The organism is Chryseobacterium sp. ZHDP1, from assembly GCF_018603435.1.
Lineage (GTDB): Bacteria > Bacteroidota > Bacteroidia > Flavobacteriales > Weeksellaceae > Chryseobacterium > Chryseobacterium indicum.
This window is the reverse complement of sequence record NZ_CP075682.1, coordinates 804,734-831,084: the sequence shown is the minus strand read 5'-3', so window position 1 is coordinate 831,084 and position 26,351 is coordinate 804,734. Positions and strand designations below refer to the sequence as shown.

Here is a 26,351-nt window from a genome sequence, read left to right as displayed (position 1 = left end):
TTTCAATATTCTTATCATTGCTGCATGATTTTCTTTTCGACTTTTGTTGCTCATCCTTTACATAATATTTCTCACGGCAATTTTCACCGGATGATACAGTAAAATAATCACTGCGGTAATTAAAGCGAGCCAGAACAGTCCTGTAAAAATCTCCATATTGGACAGCAGAATTGCCTGTGAATTGATTTTTGACTTAAAAATTCCGGCAGTGACAGACAAAGAGTCATTAACCGGAAGTTTCGAAATGCTATTTCCAAAAATCTGGTTCCATTGTGACGCGAAAATCGGATTTGTGCTTACAAATCCTGAACTTAAAGAATAGGAATGTTTTAACGTTAAAAAAAGCATCAGATTCTGCATTAACGCATAACCGATTGCCGTGGTCCAGAATCTTGTGGCAGTTCCTACTGCGGTCGCATTGGAAACGTACTGTTCCGGCATTCCTGCGATTAAGAAGAACACAAGCGGAGTAAAAAGCAAGCCTTGTCCGACTCCCTGAAGAAACAAGGGCGGACAAATCGTCTGAAGCGTTGTATCCGGATAAAAAGTGTAGGTAAACCATGCGCTGTCTATGGCTAAAATTAAAAATCCGGTAAAAAATACAAGCCTTGAAGATGCCCCTTTCGTGATGCACAATGCGGACAGAAAAACGCCCAACAGACTTCCTGCAACGTTCCAGTATTGTACTTCCACGATATAATCCCACTGCCATTTCCAGACAACAGCCATCACGCTGTATACATTGTTGATAGAAGCTCTGAGAATATAAAAGATGAAGAAAAGAATAACGCCTACAATTACATTTTTTGAACTGAAAACTTCAAAATGAAAAAACGGGCGCGGCTGATTTCTCTGTTTCAGCATAAATAATCCTCCAAAAATCAGGAACAGTAAAAAACAGAATACAATAGTATCAGATTCAAACCACATCAGTCTTTTTCCGTAGATCAGCGCGTAACCTCCTGCCTGAAGACATCCCCAAAGTAAAAACCAGCTTGTAATATCAAGTTGATACAAAGGCTTTTTCGGGAAAAATCTGTTTTTATTGAAAATAGCAAAAGCCATGACCAATACAAAAACGTGAAAATAAACCATCATAAGAATCATGTGCCGGAAATCATAGTTTTCAATGCTTGATTTTAGCAGGGAAGTGGTTAATGTTCCGCCTGTAAGAATAATGGTGTACATAAAAAGGTAGGCAATTTCTTTGGCGTGTTTTGTCTTTAACTCAGCCACAATAAGCGGAAGAAATATAGCCCCTTCCAGAACTCCGAAAATTCCTTCCAAAAAACGGATGATAAGAATAATATGATAATCATGCGTAACGGAAAGTCCGTAAAGAATGAGAACGGAAGCGGAAGACATAAGCAAAGTATAATATTTTACGCTGAAATATGCCATAAAACGCTGTATCACCAAAAGCGTGACCACAAATGTTCCGTACATCAGGATCATGAGATACTGAATGTCGTCCGAATCTGCATCCATAAAAGAAGCGGTAAAAGCACTGTTGGAATGCAGGAGAGACAAAAGCATCAGATGTGGGAAAAGCGCGAGAATAAGGAGCGGAAGCTTCAGCCACTGCGGAACCCATCGATGATAAACTGAATTGTGATGCATGATTAATTAAATAAAGGAAATAAAAATTGCGAAAAGACAGAAGTGGTAAAAAAAGGTATGATGACAAAATTGTATTCTGCCTTTTCGCTAAAAAATAATTGATTGGTTAATTAAAAATCCGAGAAAAGAAATTTGAAAAATGAAAACACTAAAAAAGCTCAAACCCTTTCACTCTCAAACTCTCAAACGCTCAAACGCTAAATCTTCTTCGCACTCACCAGAACATTCATTCCGGAAAGCAATTTTTCATTGTTTTGATTTTTATTGAGAATGATTTTTACCGGAAATCGCTGTTCAATCTTTACAAAATTTCCTGTTGCATTGTCGGGTTTTACTAAAGAAAACTGAGAACCAGAAGCGGGAGAAACTGATACGATTTTTCCTTTAAATTCAACATCAGGATAGGCATCTGCGGTGATAATGACTTCTTTTTTCTGATCGATTTGTCCCAACTGCGTTTCTTTATAATTGGCAATGATCCATTTTTCTTTGCTCACGATCTGAACCAAAGCCTGACCTTCTTTGATGAGCTGTCCTTCCTGAATGGTTTTCTTTCCTACCCAACCGTCGTAAGGCGCAGTAACAAAAGTATAGGAAAGAAAAAGTTTGGCATTGTTAAGATTGGCAGAACTTTGCTGTACCTGGCTTTTTACCGGAGCGATTTTCGTTTTTTGCTCACTAACGCCTGCTTTCACGGCATTTTTTTGCTGTTCTAAAGCCAAAAGACTCGCTTTTGCCTGTTCGTACAAAGCTTTTGCATTTTCAAACTGCTGATCGGTTGCTGCATCTTCATCCACTAAATTTTTATACCGCTTAAAATCCTGTTCGGTTTTCCAGATGTCGATTTTGGCGGAAGCAATTTTTGCATCAATAATTTTAGTGTCACTTTCTTTCGTATTCACTCCGCTTTCGATAGTGTTGATATTATCTGAATTGGCATGGAGACCGGCTTCCGCTATTTTTACCTGATTGATAAATTCGCGGTTGTCGATGATAACTAAAGTATCACCTTTATGCACAAACTGGTTTTCATTGAATTTTATTGTTTTTATAAACCCCGAAACTTTGCTGGAAACCGGCGTAATGTACTGTTCGATCTGTGCATCGTTGGTCGTTACATTTTTTCTCGAAAAAAGATAGAAGCTTAACATTCCTGTTATTCCGCTGATGATAAGAATCCACGCCAAAACGCTGATGATTTTATTGATTCTTTTTTCCTTTTGCGTTAATTGTTTCTTCGCCATAGTTTTATAAATTTCCAATCGTGTACTGGAGTTGATAATATTTAAGTTGTCGGTTAATTTTTACAGAAATAAGGTTGGATTGCGCTTCCAGATAGGCATTGTCGGCATCAATGAGTTCGGTGATTAAACTTAACTTATTCGCATATTTGGTCTTTACGATCCTGTAATTTTCTTTTGCCTGATTGATGGCTTCTTCTGCGATTTTTACCTTCTCTTCCGTTTCTTCGAATTTTTTGAAAACTTCATACACTTCATGCCGGATATTTTCTTCGTTTTCTTCGATCTGCAATCGGGCAAGAGTTATATTTTCTTTTGCTTCCTGCATTTTGTATTTATTTTTGTACAGATTTTCGATGGGATAGGTAAGATTGATACCGATCATTCCCAAACGGTACGCATAAGGTTCGGGCGGAAAAAACATCATATTGGGATATTTTAAAAAGTATTCTCCGCCTGCGGTAATTTTCGGTAAATAATTCGCTTTGGTAATTTTCTGATCTAATTCTTTCAGAGTGAGATTTTTATTGGCAATTTCTACCGATTCGTTTTTATGTAAAGCGGTTTCCGTTAATTCATTGATATAAGGGATTTCTGCATTCTCAGAAATTAAGTCTTCTGTTTCCACATGTATTTCCTGATTTTCCGGAAGCGAAAGCATCGTTTTCAGCTTGTGTTCTGCAATCTGAATATCGTTATCCAGTTCTGTCCGGCTCATTTTATGGTTAGAGAGCTGTAAAGAGGTTCTCAGAACTTCATTTGCCGTAACCACACCGTTTGCTTTCAGTGCTTTTACCTGTTTGATGTTTACGGAATCTTCTTTCATTTTATCATTAATTAAACGCTGCTGTTCTTTTAAATGATGAATCTGGAGAAAGGCGGTGATAATTTCCATCTTTAGATGTCTCTCATTCAGATGGGTTTTAAGAGATGAAATTTCGGTATCAATAGCGGCTTTTTTTTCGGTATTTTTAATTTTTCCGCCCATATAAACAGGAATGGAAGCCGAAAGCGTAAAATCATACATTCCATTGATGATGTTGTACTTTGTTGCTTTTGCAAACACGCCGTCTTCATGCTGAAAAAGATTGGTGACCTGATTGTAGCTTGTGTGAAATTCTACATCGGGAAGCTTTTCCATTTTCAGATCTTTTTCTCTGGTTTCGGACATTTCATCTTTTAAATGGCTGATTTTTATTTTTTTGTTTTGAATTAATCCGATTTCTATTGCTTTTTGCAGGGTAAGATGTTGATAATCGGTTATCTGTGCCTTTAATAAATTACTCATAAGTAATAGGCACAACGCAAACCACTGATATCTGTTTGCGTATGATATCATTTTCATAAATATAGTTAAGATTTTTTGCTGAATTGTTTTTGACTCTGCAAATTTACGCGGTGCAGCTTCCGACATGATTTGTGAAAACAGAAAAAGATTTGCTCATTTACGCCATATTGAAATTTTCTCTTTACCTTTATTGAATGAACGAAAGTCATTTTAAAGCAGTAGAAGAAGCAGATTCGGAATTTTACGTTTATCATGTGCTTACCGGAAAGGTGAAAACCGAAATCCATTATCACAGTTCGGCTCAGTTGGTTTATGCAGAAGGCGGAATCGTGCATATTTTCACTGATCTGAAACACTGGTATTTACCGGCAAGATGTTTTATGTGGATTCCTGCCGGAACACCGCATTACATTTTTTCTACCAGTCCGAAAGTAGATCTGTATAATTTTTACTTTAAAAAAGAAGACAACGAAAATGGCTTTTTTGATGAAATCAATATTTATTCAGTAAGTCATCTTCTTCGGGAGATGATTTTGTACACTAAAGACTGGGATGGGAAAATCACAAAAAATGACGGAGTAAAATATGATTTTCTTAAAGCATTAAAAGGAATTCTATCTGAAAAGAGGGATAAGAAACTTGCATTTCCGGTTCAGCATCCTTTTCCGAATGACGAAATGCTTCTGAAGGTCGCACAATACATTCATGCAAATCTGGAAAAGCCTTTAAGCATAGAATCTACGGCTAAAGAATTCGGGATGAGTACAAGAACGCTTTCCCGAAAGTTTAAGGAAATTCTGGGCATGAATTACGTCCGTTTTTTACGTGCGCTGAGAATTACCCGCTCTCTGGAACTGATGCTGGAAGGGAAGTATAATATGTATGAAATCGCGATGATGGTAGGCTACAACAGTTTGTCGTCTTTCAGTAATATTTTTAAAAAAGTGATTGGGGTTGCTCCGACGGATTATCTACAGAAGCTGAAAGGTGAGGAGTGATTTTGGGTTGGAGAGTTTTAGAGTTGTAGGGTTTGAGAGTGGTAGAGTTGGAGAGTGTTAGAGTTTGAGAGTGGGAGGGTTTTTGTGTTTTTTCTAAATACTAATGATACAAGTTTTTTATGGAAACATTAATTAACCTTAATTTATCGCAAAGAAAAACAAAAGATTTTTTATTTATTGAAATTTTTTAAGCTAAACAAAGGCACTTCGTTTATTTAAAAAAGACAAAAATGGTATTACTTTGATCAATTTTACGCCTTTGTATATCTTAAAAGCAGAATTCCTGATAATTGAATCTCTTTGTTTAACCTTGCGTTTAAGAAGACTTATTCCGAACTTAGGATAATTAAATTTCTGCTTCATTCTTTATTTTTGGAGAGGTAAATGCTGTGAAAACGTATCAGTATTGATTGATGAGGGGAATTTTAGCCCCGATTGTAATGAAAATCCTTTTTTGCAAAAAAAGATTGTAATGGAAAGCGGGAAATAGCTCCTGAAAAATATAAAGATGTTCTGCTTGGAAGGTAGATTTCTCCTTCGTCGAAATGACAAATCTGTTGATGTAATAATAGATTATTGTAAGAGATTGCTTCGTTGCATTAGAAGTACGTTCACAGACCTTCAGTCTGTTCGCAAAGACATAAAAAAACCACTTCGGTTGAAGTGGTTTATATGTTGAGAAAATCTCGTCTTGATTAAGCTTCTTCAGAAGATGCTTCTTCTTTTTTAGCAGGAGCTGCTTTCGGAGCTTCAACCGGAGCATCAGATACAACATCGAATTCGTAGTTGTACTCAACGTTTCTGTGAAGTCTAACAAGAGCTGAGAATTTACCCGTTCTCTTGATCGTGTTTCCAGGAATTTTGATGTATTTTTTATCTACAGATACTCCTGCTTTTCCTAGAGCTTCAGCAAGATCCGCATTGTTGATAGAACCAAATAATTTATCACCTGTACCTACTTTTGCAGGGATTGTGATAGAAGTTTTCTTTAATTGCTCAACTACAGCAGTTGCAGCAGCAACCAATTTCGCTTCTTCTTCTTTTCTAGCCTCCAAAGTAGCTTCTAAAGCTGCAATGTTTTTAGGAGTAGCTAATAAAGCATACCCTTGAGGAATAAGGAAGTTTCTTGCATAACCAGGCTTTACGCTTACTGTGTCGAATTCAAGACCTAAGTTTTCTACGTCTTTTTTTAGGATAATGTTCATTGTTGTTGTCCGTTTTAGAGTTTGGAGCTCCGGATTGTATGTTCCGGTTTACTCTTCACATCGTTAGAATTTATAAATTAATTCAGCAACAAAAAGCCAAAAGCGAGAAGCTAATGGCTAATTGCAATTTTTTTATTTTAATAAGTCAGCTACGTATGGTAGTAACGCCAAGTGTCTTGCTCTTTTGATTGCAGCAGAAACTTTTCTTTGGTATTTTAAAGAAGTTCCTGTGTATCTTCTTGGTAAGATTTTACCTTGTTCGTTTACGAACTGTAATAAGAAATCAGCATCTTTATAATCAACGTGCTTAATTCCGTATTTTTTGAATCTACAATATTTCTTTTCAGATTTTGTATTGATATCAAGCGGAGTAAGGAATTTTACTTCAGATTCTCCTCCAGCTGAGGCTTGTTTAGCCATTTCGTCTATTGCCATGTCTTTTCTTTTTAAAAAATAGGGTTAATAATTAAGCTTTAGCTGCTTTTACTTTTGCTCTTCTAGTTACAGCGTAGTCAACAGCGTGTTTGTCTAGTTTTGTAGTAAGGTAACGGATTACTCTCTCGTCACGCTTGAATGCCAATTCTAAATCAGCAACTACAGAACCTTCACCTTTAAACTCGATTAAAGTGTAGAATCCGTTCTTTTTCAATTGGATCGGGTAAGCTAATTTTTTTAATCCCCAGTTTTCTTTAGCAACGATTTCGCAGTTCTTTTCTTTGATAAGATCTACATACTTGTTCACTGCTTCCTCCACCTGAGCTTCAGATAGAACGGGAGTTAAAATGAAAACAGTTTCGTAATTGTTCATAATGTTAAAAAATTTGTTAATTATTTCGAGGTGCAAAAGTAGACAATATATTTGTAATATGCAATATAAGAGGAGTCTTTCTTGAAAATAATTGATGGCGAAGTGTTGTTAGTTATGGTTTTTGGCTGTTGAAGCATTTCTGAGAAATAAACTTTAAACCCAAAACCCTGAACTTTACATACGGTCGTCTTTTCTGATCTCTGTTAAAAAATTCACTTTGATGATATCATATAAAGAATGTCGGCTTACCAAGATCGAGGCAATGGAAGACACCATTCCGGCTAACATAAGATGAAATATTAAAGAATGTCTGTCGGTCATTTCCAGAACAATGATTGCCGATGTAAAAGGTGCTCTTGTAATTCCGGTTAAAAAAGCAACCATTCCTGCCAAAACAACAACATTGGTTTCATTCGGGCTTAAATGAATGAATCCTGAAATAACAGAACCAATACTTGCTCCGGCTGTTAAAGCAGGGGCAAAAATTCCTCCTGCGCCGCCGGAAGTGAAGGAAAGGGCAGGACCCAACATTCTTAAAACCGGAACGTACCAGTCTTCATGTTTTTCTGAAGTAAAAAGAACGCGTTCCATGATTTCTTTTCCGGAGCCCAATATTTCTCTGTTGATGAAAAAGGCTATAGAAGCGATGATCAGAGCGCAGAAAATTAAAAATGCTACGTTCGCACGGTCTGTTTTAAGTTTTCTTTTCTTCCAGTCATTCATTTTCAGCATGATTACGGAGAGCTGACTGGCTAAAATTCCGGCAATTCCGCCCACTAAAATGATGGGAAACATGACCATTAAAGAAACGTCATTTGTTTTCGGATATCCCAAATACAGGTAAGAACCTGCCAAAGTCTGAGCCGTTAAACCCGCAATGATAACTGCGGTAAACAGAGCGGTTTTAAAGTAATTGATATGCGTTTTGGAAAGCTCTTCCACAGCGAAAACAATTCCGCCTAAAGGTGTGTTGAAAGCCGCTGCAAGTCCCGCTGCTGCACCCGTCATGATCATGTTTTTCTTTGAAATTTTCGGCCACCATTCGGGAAGGTATTCGTTTACTTTTCTGAAAACAGAACCTGCAATCTGAATCGTAGGACCTTCGCGACCGACTGCACCGCCCCCGATAACCAAAACCAAAGAAGAAAGAATTTTAAAAACAATAATTTTTAAGCTTAGTAAACTTCGGATCTTTTTATGTTCTTTCGGGTTGGCTAATTCTACGGCTGCCATCACCTGAGGAATTCCGCTTCCTTTTGCATTCGGGGCAAATTCTTTCACGAGCCACCAAGACAAGACAAAACCAATCGGGGCAATAATGAAGATCATCCAGGAATGCCAGTCCAAAATAAAATGCAAAAGATTTTCTCCCCATGCAAAAATTTTGGCATACATCACCGCCACAAAACCCGTAATTACGGAACCGATCCAAAAAGGAATTGCCTGAAGCAGATTGTACTTCAGTTGTTCGTTTCTAATATTATCAAAAGATTTTTTTAGAGATCTTCGGATGATGACTATTATTTTCTGCATTAAATGGTTTGTCGCAAGATTGTTGATAAAAATAAGGAATTTATATTTCTTTCAAAAATTTTGAAACCATTAAAGCATTTTGTACAGAAAGTTCTTTAGGCAAGGCGAAGCTTAATAAGTCGTTTTTAATTTCCAGCTTAAAATCTTCATCAGAAAACGCTTTGATTATTTCTTTTCGTTCTGAGTTTAAAAAGGATTGGGTTTTTAAAGGATCACTTCCCAAAACATAAAAGTCTTTAAAATCACGGTCTTTGAAATTAACAGTAAAGCTGCTGAATATTCCTGCAATTTTATCTGCCCATTTTTTTCTGTTGACTGAAATGAACTCAAAATCACTGCTTAATTTTTTCATTCCCCAGATTTGCAGACTGTCGTAAGAAGTTGTTGTGTACGCTCCTTTTACAGTTGTTCCGATTTTACTGACAATAAAAAGATAAAAAGAATTTTGCTTGTTTTCGTCTGTAATAAAATAGCCTATTTTTGGAGTAAAAAGCGGTATTTCTTCAGCGGAGTTAAATTCATGAAAAGGGGAGTCTTTGATTTCAATAACGGCAATATCGTAAATTTCAAAAAGGTTGTCATAAACCTCAAAAATCAGATTTTCCTCTTCTTTTGAAAAATCGAAAAGTTTTTTAACGTTTAGTTTTCTGAAATCGAGTTCCACGGTGAAAAGGGTTTTTTAAATTGTGTTAAATTTAAATATTAATGAGTAGATTTACACAAAAACGGAAAAAAGTTTATAAAACATGATGAATATTTATAAAAATAGAGATCAGCTACTGAAAAAAAACTCTACAAATGTGATATTGGTTTTTATATTTTTTTTGCTTTCACATATTCTGTTTTTACAGCGTTATGATTTTTTATCAATTGATTTTTTAAATAATTATCTTTATCTGTTAATCATTAACATGCTAATTATTCTTATAAGTTCTGCAGTAACAACAGGTAAAGAAATCAGAACGGTGTACATTATAATTCTTGTCTGTATGTTTATTTTTCTTATTATTTACAGCTTGTTTTTAGTATTGTTATCAGGATTGGCTAAAGCGCATATAAATGGCTATTAAAATTTGGAATATCATTTTATTAATTCTTATTGGAGGATTAATTATCGGAATTTTTTTGCATGAAACTGCTTACAAAAGATTTGACAGATCAGATTATTATATTTATGTTGAAAACGAAGAGAATATAAATACTGTACTTCTGGAAAATAAGTTCATAAACAAAGATGATACTATTAATATTCCCAATGGGGAAAATCATTTATCGGTAAATGAAAAACTTCTGCCTAAAAAACTTCATTTGCTTTGGTTCTGTTTTGAGGACAACAAATTTTATGAATTCAATGGAGAAATTGATAATGACCTTATCAGGAAAAACATTGAAAATAGCGAAAATTTTGGGCTTACCTTTGGAAAACATGGAGCGTTTACTGTAAAAGCGAATTATAAAGTAACACAAAAACTTAGGGGAACTGCGGTTTTAAAGCCTTGGTTTAATAAAGAGGTAAATAGAGATGTCGCAGTATTTTTTGCTCAGAATAAAATAAAAATTACCCCATATCTTACGATAAAAAGCGGCTCCGGGTTTTCAGGAATAGAATTTAGTCCTGTGACTTATCATTATTTATCAAATTCATCTTATTCAGCAGATACACTCATAAACAGAAAATTTTTCTATGAAAATCGACCTCTTATAATACGTCCCTTTGATGAAATTGATCTTAAAGTCACTAAAAATGCCGGAATGAAACCTAAGTCGGAAGAATATTTTTTTGCGCCTGTTTTAAGAATGAAAATACATCTAGATCCTGATCATCTCTATGAAATTTTAAAAAACAAATCTACAGATCATTTTGATCTACACATCGATCTTGATAAAAATGACAGTCTGAAAAGTATTTATCTGTCCAATAAAAAAGAAAATTTCAAGCTGGATACTGAAATAAAATACGAGTTAGAATCTAATCAATAAGAAATATTTGCTAACAAAAAAACCTCCGAAAAAATTCGAAGGTTTTATATTGTAAAGATGTTTCGATAAGCTTAATATAACAATTGTATCATTTATCACTTATCATTCATCATTCATCATTTATAAATTATATTTCCGTGTTCAGATCCCAGTTTTCAAGGTAATCATGAACATGTTTCAGCATCATTCCGCCTAAAGAACCGTCTACAACTCTGTGGTCGTATGAATGAGACATGAACATCAGGTTTCTGATCGCGATTACATCTCCGTCCGGAGTTTCAAGAACGGCAGGTTTCTTAACGATGGCTCCGATTGCCAAGATTGCAACCTGAGGTTGAGGAATAATCGGAGTTCCCATTAAATTTCCGAAGCTTCCTACGTTAGAAATTGTATATGTCGCGCCCTGAGTATCTTCAGGTCTTAATTTTTTGTTTCTTGCTCTGTACGCCAAATCGTTGATCGCTTTTGCCAATCCTGAAAGTGATAACTGATCTGCATTTTTAATAACAGGAACGATAAGGTTTCCGTCCGGTAAAGCTGTTGCCATACCGATGTTGATGTTTTTCTTTTTGATGATGTTTTCTCCGCTGATTGATACGTTGATCATAGGGAAATCCTGAATCGCTTTCACAACTGCTTTCACGAAAATCGGCATGAACGTCAGTTTTTCACCTTCACGTTTTTCAAAAAGAGATTTGTTTTTATTTCTCCATTTTACAACGTTGGTAACGTCTGTTTCAATGAAAGAGGTAACGTGCGGAGCAATCTGCTTCGCTTTTACCATGTTTTCAGCGATGATTTTTCTCATTCTGTCCATTGGAATGATCTCATCACCTGCAGCAGCCGTAATCGTAGCAGCCGGAGCTGAAGTTGCAACCGGTTGTGGAACAGATGCAGTTTGTACTGGAGCTGCCTGCTGAACTTGCTGGTTTCCTCTGTTTTTAACGTATGCTAAAATATCTTCTTTGGTAATTCTTCCTTCCAGACCGCTTCCTTTGATGGCTTTCAGTTCGGTTTCAGAAATATTTTCCTGCTGAGCAATAGATTTTACAAGCGGCGAAAGATAAAGATCTCCCGAAAACTCTGTTGAAGCAGCTGCTTTTAAAGGTTCTTCAATGGTTTTTAAGGTTTCTGCGTCCGGAGCAGCAGTCGGAGTTTCCGTTTTTACTTCTTCAGAAACTGGGTTTCCGCCTTCTCCTTCAATTTCTAAAATAGCAATGGCTTCACCTACTTTTGCAACTTCGTCTTTCTGTTTCAAAATCTTTACGATTTTCCCCGAAACGGGTGTCGGAACGTCTGAATCTACCTTATCTGTTGCAATTTCTACTACGGAATCATCCTCTTTTACGCTATCACCTTCGTTGAACAACCAGGAGATAATTGTCGCTTCCATAACACCTTCTCCCATGGACGGAAGCAATAATTTGTATTCTGCCATTTTTAATTTTTAGATTTTGACAAATATATAAAAAAAATCGATTTTTTTATGAAATATTAAATTTTAGAAAAATTCAATGTAAATATTTTCGCCCACGTTAAGTCCAAACAGGGATTTTGCCCCGTTTTTTCGGCTTCCTTTGTAGATGGTAAGCTCCAAAAGCTGACTGTCATTGAAGATTGCAGCAGACTGCCCGTGAAATTCTGTTTCCCTATCCCAGTCCGAAACCACTTCCGTATGACTAGAAAAGACTCTTGAAAGTGCTAAGTTTCTGAATTTTATCGTGAAACTTTCGTATCCTTTTGAGATGGTTTCGAAAAAATCTTTGTTAATATTTGAGATTATATTTCCGAAATTATCAATGTACGTAACTTCTCCGATAATCATTTTTTCAGATTCATTATAAACAGGTTTTGGAAACAGGAGCTGTTTTGCAGAGTCTATTTTTCTTCCGATCACTTCGGGAAGTCCTCCGTTTGCCAGATGAACGGCTGCAGGAACAAAAACATCCGTAGAAGTAAAATTAACGATATCGTCGAAACGGTTGTTTAGTGTAATTTCGTAAATGGCTTCAGGCTTAATATCAAAAAAAATTAAACTTAAAACGCCGTTATCCGCCGCCAAAAAGTAATGTCCGTCGGATTTATATAAAATATTTTTCCTGTTTCTGTTATGAAAACTGTCTACGGAAACAATATGTATGGTGCCTTTCGGAAAATGTTTGTATGCATTTCTTACGATGTAAGAGGTCTGTATAAGGTTAAAAGCCTGTATTTCGTGACTAATATCAACAATATTAACCTTCTGATTCAGAGAAAGAATGCTCCCTTTTACAGCGGCAACTCTGTAATCCAAATTTCCGAAATCTGAAGTGAGGGTTATAATTGACATTGATGGTTGTATAGAATGATAGAAATGCAAATTTATCTAAAATAAAAGGAATGCCGGAAAAATTATGGAAAAGAATTTGATATAAATTTCAAAAAAAGCTTTAAATTTAAAATCTAAAATTAATAATAATACTGCATGTTTGAATTGACATATGATCTTGAGGATATCGATGCGAAAATCTTCTACGGAGTAAACAACCAATTTTTCAACCTTATAAAATCTACTTTTCCCACTCTTAAAATTACCGGAAGAGATCACTATATATTTGCGATGGGCAATCAGGAAGCTTTGGATATTTTTAAGAAAAAGCTTGATGATATTGTCAATTTTATTTCAAAAAATAATTCTATAGACCTGAAAGATGTTGAAAATCTTCTGAATATTAAAGATGAAAACGAAAAACAGCTTGTTTTTGATCAGGACATCATTGTAAAAGGCGTAAATGGTAAAATCATCAAAGCAAAAACCACCAACCTTAAAAAATTAGTTAAAGAAACTGAGAAAAAAGATATGGTTTTTGCGATCGGACCTGCGGGAACGGGAAAGACGTATACGAGTGTGGCTTTGGCGGCAAAAGCTTTGAGGGATAAAACCGTTAAAAGAATTGTTTTAACACGACCTGCCGTTGAAGCAGGGGAGAGCTTAGGATTTTTACCCGGTGATCTTAAAGAAAAGCTGGACCCATACTTACAGCCTTTGTATGATGCATTGCGTGATATGATTCCGCATGAAAAACTGGAAGGTTTTATTGAAAAGAAAGTGATTGAAGTGGCTCCGTTAGCGTTTATGAGAGGAAGAACTCTGGATGATGCCTTTGTAATTCTGGATGAAGCGCAGAATACAACCCATTCCCAAATGAAAATGTTTTTAACCAGAATGGGGATGAATGCTAAATTTATCATCACCGGAGATCCGAGTCAGGTGGATTTACCTCCGAAACAGCAATCCGGATTAAAGGAAGCCATGAGAATTCTGAAAGATGTAAAAGAAATCGGTTTTGTTCATCTAACGGAAGAAGATGTTGTAAGGCATCCTGTTGTAAGAAAGATTATTTTAGCCTACAACGATGAGGAAAAAAGACAGCGAAACGATTAAACAATTTATCATAATATAATTGAAAAGCAGATGAACAGGAGTTGATCTGCTTTTTAATTTTAAACAATCAATAACAAAAGTTTTGATATTAGAAAAAAAATGTTATTTTTGCGGCTGATTAATAAAAAAAACTATTAACTATGAAGAAATTATTTCTTTTGACAGCAGTCGCTGTTATGGGGTTGAGCGCAAAAGCTCAGGAATTCAGATTCGGACCTAAAGCAGGATATTCTTATTCAACTCTTAAGCTTAAAGACAACTCAGATTCTGAAACATCAGATCCGTTACATACTTTTTACATTGGAGGTATTGCCGAATATAAAGTAAGCGATAGATTTGGTTTACAGGGGGAACTTTTATATTCTCAACTTGGAGGAAAACTGAATATTGCAGAAGTTGACCCTAGTAATCCTACCAACTTTTTTAATGTTAAGGCAAAACAGACTTACCATACTTTATTGATTCCTGTTTCTGCTAAATATTTCATTACTGAAGGTCTTTCGGTTTCTGCAGGTGCAAGTTTTGGAGTTATCCTTTCTGCTAAGCAAAAATATTCTGCAGATCTAGGATTAGGCGGAGTTATTCCGGGATTCGAAATCAACAGCAGCGATGAAGTAGATATCAAAAATCAGTTAAATACTTTGAATATTGCTCCTTTCTTAGGAGCTGAATATATGTTGGAGAACGGATTGTTTTTTGATGCAAGATACAACATGGGAGTATCTAATTTAGCAAAAGATACTTCGAACGGGGAAAAGTTAACTAACAGCTTTTTACAAGTGGGTGTAGGATTTAAATTCGGAGGAAACTAAGAATTATTCTCATAAAAAATTAAAGCGGTACAGAATTTGTACCGCTTTTTTTCTGTATAAATGTACCCATTTTTATTACCGGAAAATTCTCAATTCAAAATTTAAAATTATTAAAATGAAAAAACTATTATTGTTAAGTGCTTTTGCGTTTTTTGGAGGTCTTACGCAGGCTCAGGAAGGTTTCAGACTGGGAGCTCATGTTGGTGCACCGCTTGGAGATGCGGCAGATGCAGCGAGTGTAACTCTGGGATTAGACGCAGCGTATATGTGGAATATCACGAAAGGTCTTGATATTGGTGCTGCTACAGGATATTCTCATTTTTTCGGAAAAGATAATGTAGACGATTTTGGATTTATACCTGTTGCAGTTTCCGGAAAATACAGATTTAATAAGATTCCTTTGTTTGTAGGACTGGATCTTGGTGCCGGAATTTCTACGAGAAACTACATTAACAGCGGACTGTATGTTGCGCCGAGAGTAGGGTATCAGATGAAGAATACAGAACTGTATTTAGGATTTCAGAGTGTAAGCAGTAAATACAAAGGTCGTGGTCCTTATTGGTACGGTGACGACAGATTTAACTTCGGAGCGGTGAATTTCGGGGTAAATTTCTTCCTTAAGTAAATTTTTTAAAATCAACTATAATGAACTCCGATTGCAAAATTGGAGTTTTTTTATTCAAAAATTTGTGAAAACGCTAAAAGCCTTTATTTAATAACATTTATTGTTGGAAATTGCTAAAAATTTCCGATGATATTAATCACATTAACAAATTTTAATATTCACAGCGGTCACTGTAAATTTGCCGTCAGAAAGTATTAAAATTATTAAAAAAATGAAAAAGGTATTATTAGCAGGTGCTATCGCACTTTTTGGTTTATCTAATGCGCAAATTGCTAAGGGAACTACATATGTATCAGGAACTTTAAACTTTGCAGCTAATGAAGATAACAATACAAACATCAAAACTAGTGATTTAAGATTAGTTCCTACAATCGGACATTTCGTTGGAACAAACGTAGCAGTTGGAGTTGGAGTAGGTTATGCTTCAAGCGTAGCAAAAAATGAAGGTGCACTTACAACTACTAAAAGCACTGTTTCTGCATTTGTTGTAGAACCTTTTGCAAGAAAGTACTGGACTTTAGGTGAGAAATTCTACATCTTCGGTCAGCTTTCTGTACCAATGGCTTTCGGAAAAGATAAGCTTGAGAATACTGTTGCAAATGTAACAAACACTACAGAAGAGAAATTCAATTCTTTCGGTGTTGCTGTGAAGCCAGGTTTAGATTATTTCTTAAACAAAAACTGGACTATTGAAGCTACAATCGGAGAATTCGGATACAGCAACTTCAAATACAAGAATGCTAAAAGTGTAGATAGCTACAACTTCGGTCTTGATTTGGCTTCTGTTGGAATCGGTGTAAAATATGTTTTTGCAAAATAATAAACAAAGCATATAAACTAAAAAGTCCTGAGTTTTACTTAGGGCTTTTTAATCTTTAAATAAACTTTAAAATAAATTTTTTAACTATGAAAAAACTATTATTAGCAGGTGCAATCGCATTTTTCGGATTATCTAACGCTCAGATGACTAAAGGAGACTGGGTAATCAGCGGAAATACAGGAATTGGTTTCAACAATATGGAAACTAAAACAAAGGTGAACGGACAGACTTTTGACGGGACTAAAGTAAGCACTTTCGCTGTTACTCCATCTGTAGGTTATTTTGTAATAGACAAATTAGCCGTAGGAATTGATTTAGGTTTCACAAGTGTTACAACAAAAGACAACGGTGATAAGAATACTGTTTCCAGCTTTTCTGTAATGCCGACTGCGACTTATTATTTTGCCAACAGCAGCAAAGTAGTTCCTTTCTTGGGAGCAGGTATCGGTTATGCTTCGAGCAAAACAAAAGAAACTATTTCAGGAACTTCAACAGATTTTACTGCTGACGGTTTAGCGTGGAAAGTGAAAGGAGGAGTTACTTATATGGCAACTCAGTCTTTAGGGATTAACTTAGGGGTATCTTTCGATCAATTCTCAAACAAAGAAACTTATTTCGGAACTGAATTTAAGAATAGAGTAGATACTTTCGGGGTAAACGTAGGTTTCTCTTATTTCATCAAAGCTAAAGCTCAGAAATCTGATAAATAATTCAATTTCTTTCATTAGGATAAACAAAAAATCCGGTTCAGATATGAGCCGGATTTTGTATTTGTAAAATACTAAAGTTTTAAAACCATTCTTTCTGGTTCTGAACATATGTTCTGTCAAATTCTTCATCAGATTTTGTAAGGTAAATAATTCCTTCAATAAAAGCAATTAAACCTCCGAGGCATAATAAACTCAGTAAGATCTGAATAATTCCTGCTTTTGTATAGCCTAAATAAAATTTATGTACTCCGAATGCACCAAGTAAGAGTGCTAAAATTCCAGCAGTTACTTTTTTTTCTGATTTGTAAGGTTGGTTGTTCCCTTGTTGATTGATTTCCATAATAATTATTTTTTAATCGTTTTTTTGTGTTTATTTGCCGAACATTCCGCCCATTCCAGGCATATTTGGCATTTTGCTCATCATCTGCATCATCTGTTTTCCTTGTGGACCCTGCATCATTTTCATCATTTTGCCCATTTGGTCGAATTGCTTCATTAATTGGTTTACATCTTCAATTTTTCTTCCTGCGCCTTTTGCAATTCTGTTTTTTCTTTGGGTATTGATGATGGAAGGTTTTCTTCTTTCTTCGGGAGTCATAGAGTAGATGATTGCTTCGATATGCTTGAATGCGTCATCGCTGATCTCAACATCTTTAATCGCTTTTCCTACACCCGGAATCATCCCCATCAAATCCTTCATATTACCCATCTTTTTGATCTGGTTAATCTGCTTTAAAAAGTCATCAAAACCAAATTCATTTTTAGCGATTTTCTTGTGAAGTTTTTTCGCTTCCTCTTCATCAAACTGTTCCTGAGCTCTTTCTACCAAGGAAACAACGTCTCCCATTCCAAGAATTCTGTCTGCCATTCTTTCCGGGTAGAAAAGATCCAAAGCCTCCATTTTCTCACCTGTAGAAATGAATTTAATTGGCTTTTCAACAACAGAACGGATTGTTAAAGCGGCTCCACCACGGGTATCACCGTCTAATTTCGTTAAAACAACCCCGTCAAAATTCAAAGTATCGTTGAATGCTTTAGCTGTATTCACAGCATCCTGTCCCGTCATAGAGTCAACAACGAAAAGCGTTTCGTTTGGCGTAATAACAGAATGAACGGTTTTAATTTCCTTCATCATCTGCTCATCGATTGCTAAACGACCAGCTGTATCCACGATCACAACATCGTGACCGTTAGCTTTTGCAAAATTAATCGCATTCTGAGAAATGCTTGAAGGATCCATAGAACCTTCTTCCGTGAAAACCGGAACCCCGATTTGTCCGCCTAAAACTTTAAGCTGATCAATAGCAGCCGGACGATATACGTCACACGCAACCAAAAGAGGTTTTTTATTTCTTTTTGTCTTTAAATAATTCGCCAGTTTTCCGGAGAAAGTAGTCTTACCGGACCCCTGAAGTCCTGCGATAAGAATTACAGACGGTTTTCCGGAAAGATTGATTCCTTCCTGAGAACCTCCCATCAGATCCACCAATTCGTCATGAACGATTTTAGTCATCAGCTGTCCCGGAGTAAGCGATGTAAGAACGTCCTGTCCTAAAGCTTTATCCTGAACTCTTTTGGTAAGATCTTTTGCAACTTTATAATTAACATCGGCATCCACCAATGCTCTACGAATTTCTTTTACGGTTTCCGCAACGTTGATTTCCGTGATTTTTCCACGTCCTGAAATATTATGAAGCGCTTTGTCTAATTTATCCTGTAAACTATTAAACATATGTATTGTAAATTATAGGTTTGCAAAAATAAGGAAATTTTTTAGTAAAATGAGAATTCTCATGGTGATAAGATTGTAAACATTCAATAAAGATAAAAAACCAGACAGAGAATTATATTTATTCAATTTGAAGGTCATCTTCATATATTAATCGGATATTGATCTTTATACAGAAAAACAGACTTCTTTTGGAAGCCTGTTGGGGTTTAGAATTAGAATGACAATTACTCTAAGGTTTCCAAAATGTCCATTTCTGACCATTAAATAGAATAAGCCTGTGTTTAGAAGAATCAGTGGGATGTTTTATAAAAGCCAGCATTCCCGGAGATGGATTCTTGATTGCCATAAAGTCTGTAACGATTGGCAATACCATTGCTTTGTCATTGGAATCTAAAACCAAAATACCATCAGTTGTCGTAGCGGAATTACCAATGACAGTTTTTGCGTTCGGATGATCTGTTAAAGGTGAAGCTTGTGGTACTTTTACAGTGGCTTCAACTGTTGTGCTGTAACCGGATTGTACACTTAAATCGGTCCATCCGGTATTTTCATTTTTTACCTTTACTTTATATTCTGTATTGGAAGATGCGTCAAAAATAAATGTTCCGCCTTTCGAATTATTTGTTCCTGTAGGTACAGTTTCTACATAGGGGAGTATGATGCCTTTATCATGAGTATCTCCGAATTCTAATAAAACAGACGTATTTGTAATATCTGGATTAGCTGTTATGGATTTTTCTCCGATTCTTACCTGAGCATTCATTATATTCAAAACTGAGGTAAGAGTTACCAATATAATTATTTTCATTTTATGTTTTAATTAATCGTTAAAATTTTTTAAGTATTTCAATGATGATATTTTATGGACAGGTTTGTGTAGTGAAGCACTTCCAGCCTTCTCCTGTAGCAGATCCTGTATAGATTTTAAGGCAGCCTTTTCCTGCGTTTTCGTCTGTATCAAAGACCATCATTCCTACTACGGGAATTGCAATTGTTCCTTCCGGATTGCTGTTTCGGGTAATTACAAAACCTTTTGTTTTACTTTCCAGTACAGTATAGGCAGAATTTCTCAGCATAGGCCAGTTTCCGTTATTGGCACCCGCTCTTCCAAGCGAAGTTATTCCATGTTTTACCGGATAAGTCTGGTTGGCTACTAAAGCTGGATCTTCATAGCAAACAGAATCTTTTATTACAATAGTTATAGAGCATGATCCTGTCGCACGAGGAGATGTTATTGAAATTGTAAGATTTCCCGCACTGCCGCTTCCGTCATAGGTAAAAGGAATATCAACATAACTGGCTCCCTGTGAAATGAATGCTACATATGGAGAAGGGGATGTTGTAATTCCGTTACCGCTTAAAGTAAATTCTGCCAATCCGTTTACTGCTCCTGAAATAGGAATTCGTAATACAGAATTTTGAATATTTCCGTTTGCAAACAGTTGTGCTCCTACTATACCTCCGCCGGGAGCACTGCAGTCAAATGTAAAGTTTCCGGGTACGTTCGTAACAGTAGCACAGGATCCTAAATCGCCAAAATCTCTTCGGTTTGTACTGGTACCTGCAATATTTCCCACAAAAGAAGAAATACCTGTCATTGCGTCCAATTTCCAAAGATCGGTTCCGTTTCCGTTTATTCTGCTGTAGTAAAAATAATTTCCAAGGTACGCTAAACCATTACCGTTAGAAGTGGTGAGATCCGGCACGGTTCCGCTCATCTGCGTTACCGGTGTTGCTGTAAGTGTTGAAGGATTTATTCTGTACAGCCAGTTATTAGTGTCGGTTACGCTAATAATTAAATACAGGTTTCCTCCGTTATCTACGGCAATATCATTCAGGGATCTTCCATTTGTCCAATTGGCATCACCTGTCACATTTCCTAATGTTGTGGCAGCTCCGCTTCCTGACCATCTTGTTAAAGCTTTGTTGTTAATTCCATACACTAAGCCTGTAGAGGGATCGGTACCAATTCCTAAAGGTGAACCCCAGGTTGTTGAAGTACTTTGTTGTTGATAAGTAGTATTAGCTGATGTAGCTACTCCAACCCAGATTCTTCCTGAGGAACCATTAGGCGAGGAGACAAATTGATTTTGAGATAAATTTCCGGCAATAGGACCATAAGACATATTACCATGAGTGGCTGGCGTACCGTCTGCTACCGATGTTGTTCCTGTAATGTTACCGGCAGAATCAAAATTGATCTTATAAGTTATTCCCTGGTTTGAATTGATACCGAACAATTCATTACAGGTAGGAGCGGCAGAGGGCGTAAATGACTGACAAGAAGCAAGATCTAAATCATCTGCATTAGAAAATGGACCTAAAAGAGTATTTAACGTATATGATGTTTTTACTGTGCTTACACCCGTATTAGGATTTATTTCATAAATTCTTGCTCCAAAAGAACTTGCCAATAGTATTGTTGTGGAGAACCCCTCAACAGCATAAATATTCCCGTTATAAAACGCCAATCCCTGAAAAGTCGACGGCAGATTACCACTCAACTGAACAACCTGTGCAGCCTGTAAAGTAGACAAATCTATTCTGTAAATATATCTTGCCGAACCTTGTGTAACTACAGTATACATTCTTCCGTTTGAATCGAAAAAAGAGTCGCTTGCAACAGTACCGCCAGACCAGATGGTGTCGCCGGTAATCGTTCCGAGATTGGCTGCAGGTGCAGGACTTGCTTTAATAAGACTTTTATTATCTGATATGCCATAAACATATCCTGCTGTAGAAGAACCTGATATAGGATTTGCAGTTAATCCTCCCACGCCTAACGGTAAATTTGTTCCTATAGAGGAATTGCTTACATACACCGGAGAGTTGGCAGATATATTAGAAGAGGTAAAAACCGTTTGTGATGTATTGGCAGGATTGGGTCCCATAGCCAAATTGCTTCTTGCCGAAGAAGACATATTGGTTGTAGCGGCGGGCAAATTTCCGTTCAATGAAGAAATATCATAGACATTTCCGTTCTGAGCATTTATTATATATAATGCGTTGCAATTTTGAGCTTTTGCATTCCAGAATATACTGCAAATGCAAGTTAAAATAAAAAGAAATCTAATATTCATCTATATGTATTTAAAGTTATACTTCTATCTGTTTTTTTTAGATTAAAGTGTACCGATACAAATAGATGAAAAATAATCGCAACTATTTAATTAACAAGACCTCAGAAGTCCTCGTGTGGCAAAGTAAGGTGTCAGAATACGCTGTAATTTTAATCATATGGCAGAAAACCAGACTCTGGAATCTACATCTGATGATAAATTGAGTTTCTTTCTCAATCTGTAGATTTTGCCTTCCACAGATTTTATAGAGGAATTTGTATAGATGGCAATTTGCTTACTTGTAAATCCCAACTTAAGCATTGCACACATTTTCTTATCTGAAATGTTAAGAGAATTCGAACTGATTGCATTTAGTTTTTCAAAAAAATCAGGAAATGCTGTATTGAATTTTTCGATAAAGATCATATCGCTTAACTGTACGGATTCAATAAGTTCTTTTAATGTTTCCTCAGAAAATGCTTCTTTATTTAAATTTTCTTTTAACCGTTTTAGTTCGTTGCTGAGGTTTTCAATTTGTTGTTTTCTGTAAAGATTTCGATAAAGTGTAATATAATATTTTTCCCGCTTCTGGATAAAGTAATACGAATTGACAAACATTAAGATAAGTACAGATGAGATGTTTACGATTAACAGATAATTGTCAAAGCTTTCATACTTTTCATTATGATCAAAAATTTCAAAATCTGAAAATGCAGAAATATAAATATTTGATAAGATCAATGCAGTGAGAAAAATAATTAATAAGCGATCATTTTCCGAAGAGAAAAATAAATAAACTGCCAGCAATAGAGGAAAATAATACAAAAATGTACCACTTTTAATACCGTAATAACAGGAATAAAACGTAACCAGGAATGTTAAGGCAATAAAAGACAGAATTATACAGTATCTATTCATGAGAATATCTCTCAGGAAGAGAAAACAGAAGCAGTAAAACAGGGATATACAGAATAATAAGAGAGCATTAGAATAAATCCCGATAAAAAAGATATTAAAGGCAGACTGAATTAGGAAAAATACAGATAATAAAAAGATGTAGATATTGAAAAGAATAGCAGAATCTTTCTCTTTATCCGAATCTAAAGAATCATCAATTCTCCAATAGGAAACAGCGTAATACAATCGATTAAATGTTTTTTTTATCATCAGAAGTGTTTAATTATTTGTGTTGTAAAAAAGTACTCTGCTAAAACATAACAAACATTAGATAATTTCTTTAATTGATGTAGCAAAAAATTATATATATGTAAAAACTCATTTGATGCATGAAAAACAAGTTCTTATTACAAATGAGATTAAAGCAAAGTGTTTTTATAAAATTGATTGCAAATATACAAATAAGTTGCTTTTTATGAATTAATATTAAAATTATATGGATGATTTTTTTATTCTATAAATAGGATTTTTACTTGAATTGAAAGTATTCCGAAATGATTGAGATGATAAAAATCAAATTGTAGCAAAATGCGATAGAAAAAGTCTATTTTTGTGATCATTAAAAATTACCTTATATATTTATATATGTTAGGTTACAACTAAAATAAAAAATGAAGGTCAATCCAAATATTCTGGTTACAATACTGTTTTTTTTAACATTTTTGATTCATTTTTCATTATGGAAATTTGTTTTCCATCTTGATGAAATCATTATTGTAAAGTTTTATCTTTTTCTGAGTGTTATGTTTATGATGATGATAACACTTATTGTCTTAATTAATAGAATAGCTCCTGAGTTTTTAGGTTTGTCAGTTATTGGATTAATTCTTTTAAAGTTTGGATTAATGTATTTAATTAGAAAAAAACTAAACTTTGAATCTATTCCCGGCTATAAATTTCACTTTATATTACCATATTTTGTCCTGACAACCCTGCTTACCTACTATGCAATTAAGCTTATTAATTATGACAAAAAACAGTAAAAATATTTATTGAAACTAGAAAAATTATTATATTTTTGCACAACGAAAAAAACCTATCAATGTTTAAGAAATTCGCAGTTTTATTCTACAGTATTTTTGTATTAAACTTAGTGTCTGCACAGCATAGTGGTGCTGATGCTGAAGCAGGTTCTGCTACTACAGAGCTATCTGAAAAAGATAAAGTAAGTAAAGAAAACAAAGAGTATATCGATCATCACTTATTGGATGCTCACGATTTTACATTGATGGTGGATAAAGAAGGTCATCATATTGGTTTTCCTCTTCCGGTTATTTTTTATGATAACGGTTTTCACGCTTTCATGAGCAACAGTAAAGAGGGATTCATGCATGGTGAAACTACAGAGGTTGACGGAGCTTTCTATAAATTACATCATGAAAAAATTTACAAGACTGATGCGGCTGGAAATTTAAAAGAAGATGAAGAAGGTCATGTTACTTCGGAAAAGGTTTTAGATTTATCAATTACGAAGAGTGTTTTGATTATTTTATTGACAGCGGTTTTCATGTTCTTATTGTTTACCGGAATGGCTAAGTCTTATAAAAAGTCTGCTGTTCCTACAGGTGCAGCAAGATTTTTGGAGCCTTTGGTAATTTTCGTGAGAGACGAAATCGCTATTCCGAATATCGGGCATAAATATAAAAGATTTATTGGTTATCTTTTAACAGTATTTTTCTTTATCTTATTTTTGAACGTATTAGGATTGATGCCATTCGGAATTAATGTTACAGGGAATATTACGATGACGTTCTTTCTGGCTATTCTTACTTACCTGATTACGACTTTTTCGGCAAACAAAGATTATTGGAAGCATATTTTCTGGATGCCTGGAGTTCCTGTTCCAATGAAATTGATTATGTTGCCAATCGAATTATTAGGAACAATTACTAAGCCTTTTGCATTGATGATCCGACTTTTTGCAAACATGACGGCAGGACATATTGTAGTAATGAGTTTGATCGGATTGATTTATGTATTTAAAAATGTAGTGGCAGGAGTTGCATTCCCTTTCTTAACATTAGTAATTTATTTGTTAGAAGTATTAGTTGCATTCTTACAGGCTTATATTTTTACAATGTTATCTGCTTTATTCATCGGAATGGCAGTGCAGGAGCATGAGCATGAACACCACGCTGCTCACTAATTTGAAAGTTTAAATTAATTTATCAGAAACAAATTTTTTAAAATTATATATTATGGAAATCCCTAAAATTGTAGGTGCTGGTATCGTAGTACTAGGTGTAGGTATCGGTCTTGGTAAAATCGGAGCTGCTGCTCTTGAAGCTATCGCTAGACAACCTGAGCAATCTGGAAAAATCCAAACAGCTATGCTTATCGCAGCTGCACTTGTAGAAGGTGTTGCGTTTGCTGCTCTATTCGCGGTAAACTAATTAAAATTAAACCACTATCCGTAACGGTTGGTTACAGGTAGTGGTTATTTAAGAAAAAAAGTAATAATTATTTATACATTTATATAATGGAATTAATTCATCAGTTTTCATCAGGATTATTTATTATCCAGTCTGTTATTTTTCTGGCATTGTTATTCTTGTTAGGCAAATTTGCTTGGAAACCTATTTTAAAATCTATTAATGATAGAGAAACTTCTATTGTTGACGCTCTTAATCAGGCTACATTAGCAAGAAAAGAGATGGAAACTTTAAAAGAGGATAACGAAAGAATTATTCGTGAGGCTAAAATCGAAAGAGATGCCATCCTTAAAGAAGCAAGAGAAATCAGAGATAAAATCGTAGGTGAAGCTAAAGATGTTGCTAAAGTAGAAGGAGATAAAATGATTGAAGCTGCTAAACAAACCATCAATGCTGAGAAAAATGCTGCAATGGCAGATATCAAAACTCAGATCGGTACTTTATCAGTAAACATTGCAGAGTCTATTTTGAAGCAGAAGTTAGACAACAGCGAAGCTCAAAACGAATTAGTTCAAAATTATTTAAACAAATCAAACCTTAACTAAGAATGCTTACATCTAAAGTAGCTAAAAGATACGCACAAGGTTTACTTGACTTCACCAACGAATCAGGTCAAACGGCTACTGTATTTTCTGAAATGAAAGATGTAGTAAAGATCATGAAAGAGTCTGCAGACTTAAATAAATTTTTCATGACGCCTTACATCGATTCTAAAAAGAAAGTAGAAGTAGCAAACGAAATTTTCAAAGGTTTATCGGTTTCTTCCAAAAATTTGATTACATTGGTGATCAAGCACGGTCGTGAAAGCCAATTAAAGAATATCGCTCAGGAATTCATCAATAAAGTTGAAGATATCAGTGGAGTGCAGAGAGTGACGGTAACAACGGCAACTCAGCTTTCTAAAGAAAACCTTGATGAGATTTTAAGAAATTCCAACCTTGTTAATACCAATGCAAATTTTGATTTGCGGCTGAATATAAAGCCTGAAATTTTAGGAGGTTATATTTTAAGAGTTGGAGATCAGCAGATCGATGCTTCTGTGAAGTCTAAACTTAATCAGGTTAAAAAAGATTTTAGCTTAAATTAATTCAAAAAAAGAAAAAACAA

General features: G+C 35.2%; 27 protein-coding genes. 12 read left to right on the top strand and 15 right to left on the bottom strand.

What is annotated here, in order from left to right; genetic code table 11:
* Window positions 1–57 precede the first annotated feature (57 nt).
* The 3 genes from KKI44_RS03785 to KKI44_RS03775 form a co-directional block, all read right to left on the bottom strand.
* Entirely contained in the window at window positions 58–1,620 is a 1,563-nt protein-coding gene (locus KKI44_RS03785) for a hypothetical protein (RefSeq protein WP_214589903.1), read from the bottom strand.
* 197 nt (window positions 1,621–1,817) lie between these two features.
* On the bottom strand, window positions 1,818–2,864 hold the full coding sequence (locus tag KKI44_RS03780; protein ID WP_214589902.1) for an HlyD family secretion protein: 1,047 nt from the start codon (window positions 2,862–2,864) through the stop codon (window positions 1,818–1,820).
* A 4-nt stretch (window positions 2,865–2,868) separates the two neighbouring features.
* Window positions 2,869–4,206, bottom strand: coding sequence for a TolC family protein (locus KKI44_RS03775; RefSeq protein ID WP_250902154.1), 1,338 nt, complete (start codon window positions 4,204–4,206; stop codon window positions 2,869–2,871).
* A gap of 137 nt (window positions 4,207–4,343) precedes the next feature.
* On the opposite strand from KKI44_RS03775, the gene KKI44_RS03770 reads away from it, so the two are divergent.
* Window positions 4,344–5,147 carry a helix-turn-helix domain-containing protein gene (locus tag KKI44_RS03770; RefSeq protein WP_214589901.1) on the top strand — a complete coding sequence of 268 codons (804 nt, stop codon included), beginning with the start codon at window positions 4,344–4,346 and terminating at the stop codon, window positions 5,145–5,147.
* A 695-nt stretch (window positions 5,148–5,842) separates the two neighbouring features.
* Here the strand turns inward: KKI44_RS03770 and rplI are convergent.
* From rplI to KKI44_RS03745, 5 genes are all read right to left on the bottom strand, one after another.
* Entirely contained in the window at window positions 5,843–6,352 is a 510-nt protein-coding gene (gene rplI, locus KKI44_RS03765; RefSeq protein WP_214589900.1) for a 50S ribosomal protein L9, read from the bottom strand.
* Between the two features lie 132 nt (window positions 6,353–6,484).
* A complete protein-coding gene (gene rpsR / locus KKI44_RS03760; protein ID WP_002979091.1) occupies window positions 6,485–6,787 on the bottom strand; it encodes a 30S ribosomal protein S18 in 303 nt (100 codons plus the stop codon).
* Between the two features lie 31 nt (window positions 6,788–6,818).
* Window positions 6,819–7,160, bottom strand: coding sequence for a 30S ribosomal protein S6 (gene rpsF / locus KKI44_RS03755; protein ID WP_066434819.1), 342 nt, complete (start codon window positions 7,158–7,160; stop codon window positions 6,819–6,821).
* Between the two features lie 174 nt (window positions 7,161–7,334).
* On the bottom strand, window positions 7,335–8,693 hold the full coding sequence (locus KKI44_RS03750; RefSeq protein WP_214589899.1) for a chloride channel protein: 1,359 nt from the start codon (window positions 8,691–8,693) through the stop codon (window positions 7,335–7,337).
* 40 nt (window positions 8,694–8,733) lie between these two features.
* Window positions 8,734–9,357 (bottom strand): hypothetical protein, encoded by a 624-nt coding sequence (locus KKI44_RS03745; RefSeq protein WP_214589898.1) that lies wholly within the window; start codon window positions 9,355–9,357, stop codon window positions 8,734–8,736.
* A gap of 395 nt (window positions 9,358–9,752) precedes the next feature.
* Between KKI44_RS03745 and KKI44_RS03740 the strand changes: the two genes are divergently transcribed.
* A complete protein-coding gene (locus tag KKI44_RS03740) occupies window positions 9,753–10,673 on the top strand; it encodes a hypothetical protein (protein WP_214589897.1) in 921 nt (306 codons plus the stop codon).
* A gap of 127 nt (window positions 10,674–10,800) precedes the next feature.
* Here KKI44_RS03740 and KKI44_RS03735 read toward each other — a convergent pair whose 3' ends face one another.
* Window positions 10,801–12,111: a dihydrolipoamide acetyltransferase family protein gene (locus KKI44_RS03735; RefSeq protein ID WP_214589896.1), complete on the bottom strand. Its 1,311-nt coding sequence runs from the start codon at window positions 12,109–12,111 to the stop codon at window positions 10,801–10,803.
* Window positions 12,112–12,174: 63 nt separating this feature from the next.
* A complete protein-coding gene (locus tag KKI44_RS03730; protein WP_185204670.1) occupies window positions 12,175–13,002 on the bottom strand; it encodes an S-adenosyl-l-methionine hydroxide adenosyltransferase family protein in 828 nt (275 codons plus the stop codon).
* Window positions 13,003–13,137: 135 nt separating this feature from the next.
* Here KKI44_RS03730 and KKI44_RS03725 point away from each other — a divergent pair, with 135 nt between their 5' ends.
* The 5 genes from KKI44_RS03725 (at window position 13,138) to KKI44_RS03705 (ending at window position 17,064) form a co-directional block, all read left to right on the top strand.
* The gene (locus KKI44_RS03725) at window positions 13,138–14,097 is read left to right on the top strand and encodes a PhoH family protein (RefSeq protein ID WP_087710390.1); all 960 of its coding nucleotides are present in this window, start codon (window positions 13,138–13,140) and stop codon (window positions 14,095–14,097) included.
* A 140-nt stretch (window positions 14,098–14,237) separates the two neighbouring features.
* Window positions 14,238–14,909, top strand: a complete 672-nt coding sequence (locus tag KKI44_RS03720) for a porin family protein (protein ID WP_214589895.1) — start codon at window positions 14,238–14,240, stop codon at window positions 14,907–14,909.
* Window positions 14,910–15,024: 115 nt separating this feature from the next.
* Complete coding sequence (locus KKI44_RS03715; RefSeq protein ID WP_214589894.1) at window positions 15,025–15,534, top strand: hypothetical protein; 510 nt, start codon at window positions 15,025–15,027, stop codon at window positions 15,532–15,534.
* A gap of 211 nt (window positions 15,535–15,745) precedes the next feature.
* Window positions 15,746–16,354 carry an outer membrane protein gene (locus KKI44_RS03710; protein ID WP_214589893.1) on the top strand — a complete coding sequence of 203 codons (609 nt, stop codon included), beginning with the start codon at window positions 15,746–15,748 and terminating at the stop codon, window positions 16,352–16,354.
* 86 nt (window positions 16,355–16,440) lie between these two features.
* A complete protein-coding gene (locus KKI44_RS03705; protein WP_214589892.1) occupies window positions 16,441–17,064 on the top strand; it encodes an outer membrane protein in 624 nt (207 codons plus the stop codon).
* A gap of 79 nt (window positions 17,065–17,143) precedes the next feature.
* On the opposite strand, the gene KKI44_RS03700 is transcribed toward KKI44_RS03705, so the two are convergent.
* From KKI44_RS03700 to KKI44_RS03680, 5 genes are all read right to left on the bottom strand, one after another.
* The gene (locus KKI44_RS03700; protein WP_214589891.1) at window positions 17,144–17,404 is read right to left on the bottom strand and encodes a TM2 domain-containing protein; all 261 of its coding nucleotides are present in this window, start codon (window positions 17,402–17,404) and stop codon (window positions 17,144–17,146) included.
* 30 nt (window positions 17,405–17,434) lie between these two features.
* The gene (ffh, locus tag KKI44_RS03695) at window positions 17,435–18,796 is read right to left on the bottom strand and encodes a signal recognition particle protein (protein ID WP_087710379.1); all 1,362 of its coding nucleotides are present in this window, start codon (window positions 18,794–18,796) and stop codon (window positions 17,435–17,437) included.
* 229 nt (window positions 18,797–19,025) lie between these two features.
* Window positions 19,026–19,604: a hypothetical protein gene (locus KKI44_RS03690; protein WP_214589890.1), complete on the bottom strand. Its 579-nt coding sequence runs from the start codon at window positions 19,602–19,604 to the stop codon at window positions 19,026–19,028.
* A gap of 52 nt (window positions 19,605–19,656) precedes the next feature.
* On the bottom strand, window positions 19,657–21,876 hold the full coding sequence (locus KKI44_RS03685) for a hypothetical protein (RefSeq protein ID WP_214589889.1): 2,220 nt from the start codon (window positions 21,874–21,876) through the stop codon (window positions 19,657–19,659).
* Window positions 21,877–22,029: 153 nt separating this feature from the next.
* Window positions 22,030–23,022, bottom strand: coding sequence for a helix-turn-helix transcriptional regulator (locus KKI44_RS03680; RefSeq protein WP_214589888.1), 993 nt, complete (start codon window positions 23,020–23,022; stop codon window positions 22,030–22,032).
* Window positions 23,023–23,423: 401 nt separating this feature from the next.
* Here KKI44_RS03680 and KKI44_RS03675 point away from each other — a divergent pair, with 401 nt between their 5' ends.
* From KKI44_RS03675 to atpH, 5 genes are all read left to right on the top strand, one after another.
* Window positions 23,424–23,795: a hypothetical protein gene (locus tag KKI44_RS03675; RefSeq protein WP_214589887.1), complete on the top strand. Its 372-nt coding sequence runs from the start codon at window positions 23,424–23,426 to the stop codon at window positions 23,793–23,795.
* A gap of 59 nt (window positions 23,796–23,854) precedes the next feature.
* Window positions 23,855–24,958, top strand: coding sequence for a F0F1 ATP synthase subunit A (gene atpB / locus KKI44_RS03670; RefSeq protein WP_214589886.1), 1,104 nt, complete (start codon window positions 23,855–23,857; stop codon window positions 24,956–24,958).
* A 52-nt stretch (window positions 24,959–25,010) separates the two neighbouring features.
* Window positions 25,011–25,205 carry an ATP synthase F0 subunit C gene (gene atpE, locus KKI44_RS03665; protein ID WP_002979108.1) on the top strand — a complete coding sequence of 65 codons (195 nt, stop codon included), beginning with the start codon at window positions 25,011–25,013 and terminating at the stop codon, window positions 25,203–25,205.
* Window positions 25,206–25,291: 86 nt separating this feature from the next.
* Window positions 25,292–25,789, top strand: coding sequence for a F0F1 ATP synthase subunit B (locus tag KKI44_RS03660; RefSeq protein WP_108409973.1), 498 nt, complete (start codon window positions 25,292–25,294; stop codon window positions 25,787–25,789).
* 2 nt (window positions 25,790–25,791) lie between these two features.
* A complete protein-coding gene (atpH, locus tag KKI44_RS03655) occupies window positions 25,792–26,331 on the top strand; it encodes an ATP synthase F1 subunit delta (protein WP_214589885.1) in 540 nt (179 codons plus the stop codon).
* The last annotated feature ends 20 nt before the right edge of the window (window positions 26,332–26,351 follow it).